The sequence below is a fragment of the Aneurinibacillus aneurinilyticus ATCC 12856 genome (genome assembly GCF_000466385.1).
GTDB classification, from domain to species: Bacteria; Bacillota; Bacilli; order Aneurinibacillales; family Aneurinibacillaceae; genus Aneurinibacillus; species Aneurinibacillus aneurinilyticus.
Genome location: NZ_KE952893.1, coordinates 1 through 2116, shown reverse-complemented (window position 1 = coordinate 2116; position 2116 = coordinate 1). Strand labels below are relative to the sequence as shown.

The following is a 2116-nucleotide window of genomic DNA, read 5'->3' as shown; positions in this document are numbered from 1 at the left end:
GGAAGAAGTGTCACAGGAGATTTTTATAATGATGAAAAAGACCGCTTAATTTATTGGTCAAGCCCCCATTTAGTAGACATTGAGAAAAACATCTAGACTGCAAACTGGCGCCGGTACTCTACCGGTGTCAGTTTATTTAATTTACGCTGCGGTCGTAATCGTATGTATTTTTCGATTCGGCTTTGTGCCTCTGCTAAACTTCGGATATGATAAGGGTAGAGCCCTTCCATTTTGAGATGGGAGAAGAAGCTCTCCATAGAGGCGTTGTCTAGGCAATTGCCCCGACGAGACATGCTGATTTGGGCGCCAACCTTTGGCAGCATGTCGTGGTAAGCATGAGACGTGTACTGGAACCCCTGGTCGCTGTGAACGACTAGCCCAGTCACGTCTTTTTGCTTGGCAAAGGCCTTTGTAAATGTCTGCAGAACAAGGTCATTGTCATTACGTTCACTGAGTTGATACGCTACAATCTCATTGTTAAATACGTCTTTTACGGCCGAAAGATACAACCAGCGTTCGCCTACCCGGTATTGGGTCACACCTGTCACCCATTTCTGGTTTGGCTTATCTGCCGTAAAGTCTCGCTTAAGCAAATTCTTAGCCACACGCTCCGCAACCTTATCCTTCATGTTAAACCGGCGTTTCCGTCGAATGCTGGCTTGAAGGCCGAGCTTTTGCATGAGACGCAGTACCTTCTTGTGATTCATCCATATGCCGTCATCTTGCCACAAGAACAGTTGGAGCTGCCGGTAGCCATATTTTCCTTCGTAGCGATGGTACACCTTGCGAATGAGTCGCATGGCCTTGACATCCCTATCGTTCTTCTCCCGCTTCAACTGCTGAACATATCGTTCTTCTCCCGCTTCAACTGCTGAACATACCGTTCTTGATCTAAATATTCCTTTCGCCTTCCTCGTTGATCCAGCAAACCAAATTCCCCCTGTTCACGGTATTTGCGCATCCGATCTTTATCTTGTATTCCTAAGTGATCGTTAATCTGCCGATACGTCCATTTTTCCTCTACGTGCAGGCGGATAGCCTCCAACTTCAGTTCTTCCGAATAAGTCTTAAACTTTTGACCTTTAATCGTCATTAAAAATACACCCCCTAGAATTCATCGGTTAAACCAAGGGGTTTTTCCAATGTCTATCCTAAGGGGTGCACACTAACAAATGTTGGCGGTGTTTCTTTATAACTCTTCTTCCGTTTCCAGTACCATACGATAAATCGATTGTGAAATCCGGTATCCTTCCATCATTAAAAAGTCCATGTACGGTTTGATTTGTTCAATCTTTCCTTTTCGTTTTGCAATCCGTAAAATACCAATGGAGCCGATGACAGTAAGAAAGAAGTTTTTAGCCGTCTGCCTTGCAGCTTTTTCATCAATTAGCACGAAGTCAGCGTTCAATTCTCTGCCGCCAACAATGGTCTCCAATTCACCTTTATGTAGCTTGCCATACATCGATTTCACAAGAGCCTGATCTTGAATTTGATAAAGACTAATGTTTTGATTTTGTACAGCTTGACGGACATCTTTTTTTCCGCTACTTTTTTCGTCGGAAGAAGCTATGATTTCCTCATATATAGCTTCTGAGATAAACACCTGATCATACAATTCCCAGAGGAGATGAAGCTGGTGTATTTTCGATAAAGCGATTAAAGGGCTAGTGTTACTAATAATTCTGGCCATTATTTTACTCTCTCTGGAAATATTTATCGATTGCGATGTTATCGTCTTCTACATGATCTTCTGTGTATTCCATCCAGGGAATCTTTTTACTGGACAGAATTTTTATAAAGTCGGATAGCGGCTTTTCCGCAAGCTCGGCTGCTCGCTCCAGAGTTACCGCTCTCTCTGCAAACAGACCAATAGCTAAGGAGACGCGCAGCTTTTGATCGAGGGAAGTGCCGTATCCTGTCTTATCAATTACATGTAAAAATTCTTCAGGAACTCGAATTTCAGGTGTACTCTTTTCCACTTCAAATCCTCCTCGTTTGTTGAAGTTGAAGCTGTTACAGTAACAGGATGCTGTGTCTAAATTTATTATACATGAAAGTGGTCAGAGGAGGGAAATGAATAGGAAACATCACGCCTGTTGATTATCCATAAGGTGGA

4 protein-coding genes are annotated in these 2116 nt (G+C 43.1%); all 4 read right to left on the bottom strand.

The window, feature by feature from the left end; genetic code table 11:
- Positions 1-92: 92 nt before the first annotated feature.
- Positions 93-935, bottom strand: a complete 843-nt coding sequence (locus HMPREF0083_RS22430) for an IS3 family transposase (RefSeq protein ID WP_148316048.1) — start codon at positions 933-935, stop codon at positions 93-95.
- Entirely contained in the window at positions 833-1093 is a 261-nt protein-coding gene (locus HMPREF0083_RS22425; RefSeq protein ID WP_021624147.1) for a transposase, read from the bottom strand. Before HMPREF0083_RS22425 ends, HMPREF0083_RS22430 begins: the two co-directional genes overlap by 103 nt.
- 96 nt (positions 1094-1189) lie before the next feature.
- The gene (locus HMPREF0083_RS22420) at positions 1190-1690 is read right to left on the bottom strand and encodes a PIN domain-containing protein (protein WP_021624146.1); all 501 of its coding nucleotides are present in this window, start codon (positions 1688-1690) and stop codon (positions 1190-1192) included.
- Between the two features lie 4 nt (positions 1691-1694).
- The gene (locus tag HMPREF0083_RS22415) at positions 1695-1979 is read right to left on the bottom strand and encodes a UPF0175 family protein (RefSeq protein WP_021624145.1); all 285 of its coding nucleotides are present in this window, start codon (positions 1977-1979) and stop codon (positions 1695-1697) included.
- Positions 1980-2116 lie beyond the last annotated feature (137 nt).

What these genes read in the sequence shown, in the direction of transcription:
- HMPREF0083_RS22425 (WP_021624147.1), bottom strand. Translation starts at nt 1,093, where the DNA reads ATGACGATTAAAGGTCAAAAGTTTAAGACTTATTCGGAAGAACTGAAG.
- HMPREF0083_RS22420 (WP_021624146.1), bottom strand. Translation starts at nt 1,690, where the DNA reads ATGGCCAGAATTATTAGTAACACTAGCCCTTTAATCGCTTTATCGAAA.